Here is an 8494-nt window from a genome sequence, read left to right as displayed (position 1 = left end):
GCCTGATGGGGCACTAGTTAGACTCGGAGAAGAAGTTCATAAACTGACTCAGGGATACAATCCCAAAAAATTATTAAACGCTCGGACTTTGAACACTATACTCTATATCCCTAAGTTAACTTCTTAAATTGCTAACAACGAGGAAGCTTTTATTTTAACTTTCAACTACTAACCGTTGTCACTATACTCGTGATCACGCTCAAACCTCAATACAAAAAACACTTCATTTTCACGGAAACCAAAGCAACGATATTTTTGACTGGTCCTGAACTTATAGATGTCCTTCCCCGTATATGGCGAATTTCTAAACCAGTCGTTATGTTTAGAAGAAGGAGAGTATGGCTTGTACTGTAAGCCATCACTTCTACCTATGTCATCCCACGACAGTTCAACAAAAAATTCAAATGATGACAGGAAAGCTTTAATTTCTTCTTGTTGCAATTCGTTAAATCCAAACTCAATCTCTAGCAAATCAAATGAAAGCTTAGTTCCATTAAATCTATAGCGACAAAAAATGGCGGGGTCTGTTATTTGTTTGTGCTCCCACAACAAGTTCGAGAGTGTCACTGGGTTAATAATATTTATCAAAGTAATTAGGGACCCATTTTTGAATATATCCAATGTTTCTTTTTGAAAATTATTATGTTCAAAAGATATAATGATTCCATCTCGTTCACAAGCTTCAGCTAGTGCGTGACCATGTGGCATGATATCAAAATTACAAGTATAGCTATCGTTATAACTATGCTTCGGGGACTCCGTCCAAAATGGTTGTTCATTTGCTAAATCCCTTAGAAATCTTTTGAAGGCTCGAATATCATTCGTAGTTTTTATGCTATTGTCAGTAATTACTTGTTGTAAAGTGTGTTGTCTTGTAACTTGTCGAGTGTATAGTTCATGATGTCGTAACAATGTTGTTGCATTCGCAGAGTCAATTATTTTTTGGATTCTTATCATAGATTTTAGTGAATCCAAAAAAGAAGGTATCGAATCATATTGACCATCTAGTGACAATTCATTCAGTACTATTTCCATAGTTATAACCCCAACATTTCATCCAAATCATCGTCGAATTGATCAAATAGTCCAGGTTGATGATTGGCAACATTACCATTATCATGAAATTGTATACGTAAAGGCCGACTTATAAAATCTTTATCAAGTTGGAAAAAGTATACCGAAACCAACTCTTTTTCAATATGTTTTTTATATATCGCCTTACGAATACCATTAAATAAATGGTCACTGTGAGTTTCGATAACAAATCTAATACCTTGTCTTGCAGCAAAAGCAAATAATTCTGTTAAACGAGACTGTGCTCTTGGGTGTAAGTGAATTTCTGGATTCTCTATAATAAATAAGTCACCTTTTTTTGCAGATAGGATACCGATTATAATTGACACAATATAGCTAAGGCCCGATCCAATATTTTTGGGTCTCACCTTACGATTTCCAACATACTGAAACTGGGCTTTTACTTTATCTGTGCCTTCAAGATCTTCAGTAGATACTTGTCCGTTGATAATGTAACTCATCCAGTAGTTAACATGAATTTCTAACGTACTACCAATTTCGACATCCTTCATAAGATCAGCTTCAATAATGTCCTTTTTGTGATTTTCAAAATAATCTATGGCATACTCTCCCAAGGAGCCGTAATCATCTTCATGACTATAACTTTTAGAGTAAGTGTCTTGTGCACCAATCCGATTTGCCGCCAAATAGTGAATTCTTTTATTTCTTCTATGTAAATAATCTTTTAAGCCGTCACTAGCTCCCAAGACATTACATAATGCTTGCTGATCATCCTCAATCAACTCAAGGGTCAATAGTTCCTCAGTTACTGAAGTAAGTGCAATTTGAATCTTTTTTGCATTTGACATAAAATTAGTCGCCTCATTCAGAGATCCAAGCGCCACAAGCTGTCCGTTTAATGGGGACTTTTGTTTTTCAGTAATATTTTGAATTGCCAGTAATAAAGATTGAATGACTGTAGATTTACCTGAAGAATTCATTCCAACTAATAAGGTAAATGGTTCTAACTCAAATTCAGCATGATCAATACTTTTTAAGCCACTAATCGATAATTTGCAAATCATCTTTTATCCCCCGAATTAATTCGTCCATTTTTTTATACACCGCAGGAATTACAACTCCCCTGCCCCGATCAGTAGATAACAAGTCGTTGAAATAATTATCGCTCAATAACTCATTTGTTCTATTTTTTATGCGCCTACCATTATCAATGCAAACCTGTTCATCAAAATGTGCAAATAAATAACCAAATGATTCGAATAATATTAAATTGACAGGGTATCTCCTATCACCATATGTACGTCTGAATGCCCGATTTCCAAATATAACTATATTATTGAGCATAGATTTATGGAATATTTGTTCAATCTCTTTAATTTTTTCTTCATTCATTGAGTTGATTCGTTCCATGGATCTGCCTAAGAACTCATCTAACTCTTTTGGTTTGTAATCTAGCAACTGTCCGCCCGCGGTCAATAATTGACCTGTCTTCCATAGATAAAAAGAAACCATTCTTAGAATCATATATCTGTCTTTCATTCTAATTTTCGTTATTGAATACCCTGTTGCTTCAAGAAAAGACTTGCTCTCAGCTAATCTTTTTAATAATTCTGTTGCTTTACCTTGATACAATGCATTACGCATTTCTTGTTGATTAAGTCGGGTACCTCCTCGATTCACTCTATCGAAAATATCAAACTTAACCCTTTCAGGAGTTGGAGGTTTTATGACTTGAGCGATAATTTGATAATCCTCAAGCTTAGATTGAAAATTATCTTTCAGATCCTGAAACTTCATTCCATTCAAGTAGGTCAATATCGTTAATTGTTGTAGAGCAAACTCATTATCAAAAAAATGAAAAAAAGTAGTGAGTCTTTGTCGACCATCCACCACAACCAATTGACCATCTTTGGTTTCATTAAGATAAAAAATAGGTAAGGGGATCCCCATTAATACTGACTCGATTAATTCAGATCTTTGCTTGATATTCCAAACATCTTCCCTCTGAAAATCAGGGTCGAGAATCACTTGCTTCTTTGAGTGCTTTCTTTTCATCTCAAAAATTGAGTAATATTCCCGCTCAACCTTTATTGAAACATCTGGATAAATGTCTGTTTCTTGCTGATAATCATACCCGAATAAATCATCCGACTCATCTAGCTCTTCAACCAAATCAGATGTCACTTCATCAGGCTCATTCATCGAATGCTCAGTCATGTACTCACATCCTTATAACAAATAATCAGGTTATAATTATATTATACCTGATTTAATATGTTTTCATTCTATTTCTAAAATCTGCGAATCTATTAATCCTTCAATTTGATTTCCTTGGTAATGTCAAAGTCTCTTTCAAAGGCTTTGTGGTTCTGACCGCAAAGCTCACCTTTACTTTTTCAACCAACCCTAAAAACATTCATATCAAGGTTATTCCGATAATCCCAACCAGATAAACATCCCCATGTGGTAATAATTAGGGATAACTACTTAGTTCCCACCGCCGCGGCGCACTAAAATATTATTTATAAAACAATTTAATTAAGTTTAACATCACATATCCCCCTAAAATTACACATCTTGCATCTTATCGGTTTGGTTGTAGCTGCAAACTTATCGACCGAATGTGGAATATTTTTATCTTTATCGAATAATAATTCTTTCATTTTGTTTATGCTCAAATCAATATATTGAAATAACTCATCGAGTTCATCTTCGCTAACTTCCTCTGAAACACATTCACCAGTAAGTAAATATTCAGTACGAACTTTAATTTTTTCTAATGGAATACCATATAGTTTATGGACATAATATGCATACAACTTTACTTGCAATTCATTCTTCTCATCTTCATGACCAGTTTTCCAATCAGTTATGATCCATTCATCATTACAAGTAAACAATACATCGAGTTTTACGAAAATATCTGATCCGTTATGTTTAATTATATTCAATTTTTCCAATTCAATTACATTGATCTCTCTATTTAAAAAATCGTTTACCGTGTTGCTTTTCAAAAAATTCTCTGAACAAATTTTAATTCTACTTTTTATTATCTCAGTAACACTTTCAGGTAACTTATGTGTATAATACATCTCATGCAACATTATATTTTTTTTAGGATACTTCTCCCATTCAGATCGATTTAAAGATTCTTTGTATGCTTTGTTCAACCTTCCTCGAATTTCATTTATAATAAAATCAAGTTGTGTTGATTTGATTTGATTTGATATTTACTAATTATGTATTGAGCTATCTCATGCACAGATTCTCCGAAAATAAGGTACAAATTTGTTATTTGTTTCAGTCTATACACTACCTGATTTTCTATTGGGGATTCTTTTAACCAACCATTATGTGATGCATAGTAATTGTAGAAATACTTGCGCTGACATTCCTCAAATACATTATGCCGGGATAATGACCATGACCAATCCGGATAAGTTTTTTTCTCAAAAGGCATTATTCCTCCTACTTCCATTCAAACATTTACCATGTCAATAATATCGACACCAGCCTGTTTGAGGTTATTGTAAATCTCAGAAATATTTGTTGAGTTCTGAGGTAAATTTCTTAACTCATCGTAACGTTTGACTATTCTTTTATTACTGTAAGTAAAAATGACTCGTTCCTTCGCTCTTGAAAAAGCTACAAAAAATGCTCGTTTATCTTCTTCTGATTGGTTCACAAAGTTCCAAAACGCAGCGTCTTCTAAACCAATAAAGATCACTGTCTTATATTCGAGTCCCTTACTTTTATGAATAGTCATAATTGGTATAGTGTTTTCACCAATAAAATCATTTAAAGCTTGCTCCCAATCGCGTAATAAACGATACGAGTTAGAAATTTTCTTTGAAAAACTCTTTACTAATTTAGAAAGGTACTTTCCTCCTTTATACTGAGGATAAAACGAACTGTATCGGTCAATACCAATAAAATTAAACATGTCAAAGAAAAAAATATCTAACGCCTTCGGGGAATTGACCTTAATAAGGTCAGATTTTAACTTATCAATAAATCTTGAGAGTAATTCATCCAACTCGTATACTTTATTTGAATCCTCTTCATTAAAGGAATTTAAATGCATTAAAGTATCAAAGACATATTGCCAAGACTCAGGAGACCTATGAGTAACTGTTAGCTTCATCATATGTATTAATAAAGTGACACAGTCTTCTGATAGTAGATCCTGATATTCCTTCTCAACACGAGCTTTTATATTTCTTTTTTTCAACTCCGACATCATCGCATCTGCATATATTTCCTCTTGTTGTTTAACGAGAATGCAAATATCTCGAGGCTTAATTGAATCATTTTTTAACCATACTTGTATTTGGTCCGACAAATAAATTGCTTCTGTATAATGGTCTGTAAATTTCCAAACCTGACATTCCCCTTTATCATTTTTTGATTTTACAGGCGTTTCTACTTTAGCTGCATTAGGATCGAGATCTTTAGCCAAATAATTTTGAATATCTATCAAATAAGGAACTGATCTATGGTTTCTGATCAATTGTTCTTCACTTGCATTAAAATCATTTTTAAAATCTTCAAAAGCATTTTCTAATGCACCGGCCCAGCCCATTATTCTTTGCTTGTTGTCCCCCACTGCTGTTATGACTGCATTCGAATTCAAGAAAATTTCCCTTAATAAATCATATTGAAAATATGTTGTATCTTGAAATTCATCTAGAAAAACATGACTGTAAGTTGTTCTTAGTGCGTTCTTTATGTAGCTATTAGTTTTCACTAAATATTCGGTCAATCTAGTAATCATTGGAAATGTTAATGTTGATATAAAGTTGCCTGACCCTTTGGGCATTACTGCCCATAATTCATTAACCAACATATCATAAACATTATTGTTATTATTTATATTTTTTAAAGGCAACTGATCGTTTGCCAACATACCCAATAAGTCACCATAGTTAATTTTTTGAACAGGGTACCTGTCTCTAAAAATGGTAACAACCAGTTCTTTAAGTTCTTCTTTTGTCGTTATTATTGCATAATCCTGATCTGGACAATAGTCCTCCTCTAATCCCTTTCTAAAGTGATCTAGGAGGTTTTTAGCAAAAGAATCATATGTTCTAGATTCGAACCTTTTTGATAGTTCTTTCCCAACTCTTTTTAACACTCTTTTTTCTAAATTGCTAGCAGAATCAACTTTAAAACTAATTGCCAAGATTTTTTTAGGTGACCTACATACTCCTGTTTGGAGTAAGTAACATGCTCTTTGTGCAAGTAATTCAGTTTTACCTGCCCCAGGACCAGCAGTAACCAATAAATTAGTTTCACTGAAAACTGCTCGCTCAGCTGCTTTCTCAAGCCTAATGTTATCTGCCGGTAACCATTTTTTAACGCCTGAAGTGTTACTCATATTTTCTCCTTGTTATTTATAGCATTCTTCTCTTCCAAAATCTTTTTTATAGCATTAATTGCATTCTTTAATGGTTTTGGACAATTCGCCGAAAATTGGGTTGGTTCAATCTTGACAAGTGCTTCTATATGGGTACTCGGTTTACTTCTCCCCAAGAACAGTGTGTTATACCACACCATTAATTCCTTTTCCTCATCACTAAACGTATAGCCAAATCCAGTAGCATCCTTCTTCTTCTTTAGAGTAGCTCTGACCCCATTGGAGACCGCTTCATTATAGCCATCAAGGTCTATTGTTTTTTCAGGCAAATCAGGTCCTTGAGGAGCCACTGCCTTATATTCCTCCGTAAACGACTGTAGCATTAAAAAATCTATATCTAGCGGCGAAGAAAAAAACACGTTATACGATTCTAATTTTTTAATCCAATTCTCCATATTTTTAATTGAGTTACAACCCGTTTGTTTAGTCATTGTTCGCTTGTGCATTACTTCAATAATATCCTTGCTAACCATTTTCCCTCCCATCAGGAGTAGTTTTTTAGGGTCAGCACCATTTTCTAATAGTTGTTTTATTGCGTATTTTATCCGTGTCCAATCCCCTCCCCCACGTTCACGATCTAAGTCTAAAAGGGTTATATAAGGAATATCTAGTTGCTTTAACAATCGCCAAAAATGATTTACATATCTTCCTCCGAGTGGAACTACCAATATCGTTTCGTCATCTAAAATTATATCTTCAACCTCAAGTAATCTTGGAATTATTAGTTCCTCACTATCGCCCTCGCCAAGAATTACAAGTTGCGCGAAATAAAGCTCGGGATAGGCCCTTACCGCTTCTTTGACGTACTTATGGGCTTCATCTTTTTCAGGAGGAAGCTTGATTTCTGAGATAGAGGTTGTTCCTTTTTTTGATCCGCTGGTTATTATTTTTGTATGCCTAATCTCTTCAGGTTCTATTCTTCTAACAATAGAAGCGCTATGAGAGGTAATAATAACTTGTGCATTATCTGTTGTCGATATTTTTCGTAAATTTGCTGTAATTCTGCCTAACAAGTGTGGAGAGATATGATTCTCCGGTTCCTCAACTGCTAGAATGGTTAGAGCGTTGGGCCCCTTTTTTTTCTTATATTTACCTGTGGTCTCATTAATTATTTTTTGTTCGATTTCCAAAAGTGTTGAAACTAAAGAAATATAAAACAACGATCGTAGGCCATCTCCCAACTGATCAATTGAATAGTTAGTTACATCCTCAGTTGGCGAAAATCGGATATTAATATTCTTAAGCAAAGTATCCAAAGAAGTTTCACTAAATTGAATATCTGTAGTTCTATATCTTGGATCGCGATGATACTTATTCCACGCCTTCTGCATCTCTTCTCGAACCTCCTTTAGTCCCCCGACACTTTCAAGAAACTGTTCAAGAGGTAGTACATTCTTCTGTATTTCAGTATTTGTATTCTCTGGCCAAGCAATGTATTTCAAAAGACGCCATAAGATAGTTCCTGAGGCATTCTTTAATTGACTAGCAGGCTCTCTAACTGCAGGAACATAAATCATTTGTATCAGAGATTTATCATGTGCAGGTACTGGTTTTAAAGATTCCTCATTTTCTTCATCACCATAGGGTACAGTGACATAAAATAATTTTGTCTCTACCTCCCCCTCAGGTATCTCCACCTGAGACCACGTAGCTTCAAGTCGAATTCTAAGATAAGGAATTTCTTTAGGCTCACCTACCATCATTTGTTTAAAAAATGATGGTACAGTGTTATCGCCTATACCCGCTTTCTTTAGTTCGGGAAACTCAATTTTCACCTCTATAGAAAGCTTTTTGTCTTCAGATAGTTCCTCAGGCTTTTTATTATAAGGTACATGAAAATCACTCCTTAAAAGCTGTCTATCTTTTGGATTTACCCCAAATAGCTTTAATAATGCATGGATTAATGCAGTTTTTCCGCTACTGTTAGCTCCGATAACGGTTGTCAAACGATCAATTTTTATAGGCCTATCATCACTTCCAAAACTTCTAAAGTTTTTAATCCTAAGTTCTGTAATATTCATAGAACATCAATCCTTCCAATTA

6 protein-coding genes are annotated in these 8494 nt (G+C 34.3%); all 6 read right to left on the bottom strand.

The annotated features are described in order from the left end of the window. Positions 1 to 168: 168 nt before the first annotated feature. The 6 genes from QJ48_RS38335 to QJ48_RS18145 all read right to left on the bottom strand — a co-directional run bounded on the left by QJ48_RS38335 (position 169) and on the right by QJ48_RS18145 (position 8472). On the bottom strand, positions 169 to 1035 hold the full coding sequence (locus tag QJ48_RS38335) for a hypothetical protein (RefSeq protein ID WP_054974966.1): 867 nt from the start codon (positions 1033 to 1035) through the stop codon (positions 169 to 171). Positions 1036 to 1037: 2 nt separating this feature from the next. Beyond that, positions 1038 to 2099 carry a DUF3696 domain-containing protein gene (locus QJ48_RS18165; protein ID WP_054974965.1) on the bottom strand — a complete coding sequence of 354 codons (1062 nt, stop codon included), beginning with the start codon at positions 2097 to 2099 and terminating at the stop codon, positions 1038 to 1040. After that, the gene (locus QJ48_RS18160; protein ID WP_054974964.1) at positions 2077 to 3252 is read right to left on the bottom strand and encodes a DUF262 domain-containing protein; all 1176 of its coding nucleotides are present in this window, start codon (positions 3250 to 3252) and stop codon (positions 2077 to 2079) included. The genes QJ48_RS18165 and QJ48_RS18160 overlap by 23 nt, the downstream gene beginning before the upstream one ends. Before the next feature lie 317 nt (positions 3253 to 3569). Further along, positions 3570 to 4205, bottom strand: coding sequence for a PD-(D/E)XK nuclease family protein (locus tag QJ48_RS18155; protein WP_157261679.1), 636 nt, complete (start codon positions 4203 to 4205; stop codon positions 3570 to 3572). Positions 4206 to 4513: 308 nt separating this feature from the next. Further along, positions 4514 to 6412 carry a UvrD-helicase domain-containing protein gene (locus tag QJ48_RS18150; RefSeq protein ID WP_054974962.1) on the bottom strand — a complete coding sequence of 633 codons (1899 nt, stop codon included), beginning with the start codon at positions 6410 to 6412 and terminating at the stop codon, positions 4514 to 4516. Next, entirely contained in the window at positions 6409 to 8472 is a 2064-nt protein-coding gene (locus tag QJ48_RS18145) for an ATP-dependent endonuclease (protein WP_054974961.1), read from the bottom strand. The genes QJ48_RS18150 and QJ48_RS18145 overlap by 4 nt, the downstream gene beginning before the upstream one ends. Between the last annotated feature and the right edge of the window lie 22 nt (positions 8473 to 8494).

It is taken from the genome of Paenibacillus sp. A3, from assembly GCF_001399685.1.
GTDB lineage: Bacteria > Bacillota > Bacilli > Paenibacillales > NBRC-103111 > Paenibacillus_G.
Note: the sequence above shows the minus strand (reverse complement) of the source record. Positions and strands in the feature narration are given on the sequence as shown.

Bases quoted from the DNA above. Each gene is read 5' to 3' on its own strand.
- QJ48_RS18150 (WP_054974962.1), bottom strand. From the start codon at position 6,412: ATGAGTAACACTTCAGGCGTTAAAAAATGGTTACCGGCAGATAACATT.
- QJ48_RS18165 (WP_054974965.1), bottom strand. From the start codon at position 2,099: ATGATTTGCAAATTATCGATTAGTGGCTTAAAAAGTATTGATCATGCT.
- QJ48_RS18145 (WP_054974961.1), bottom strand. From the start codon at position 8,472: ATGAATATTACAGAACTTAGGATTAAAAACTTTAGAAGTTTTGGAAGT.
- QJ48_RS38335 (WP_054974966.1), bottom strand. From the start codon at position 1,035: ATGGAAATAGTACTGAATGAATTGTCACTAGATGGTCAATATGATTCG.
- QJ48_RS18160 (WP_054974964.1), bottom strand. From the start codon at position 3,252: ATGACTGAGCATTCGATGAATGAGCCTGATGAAGTGACATCTGATTTG.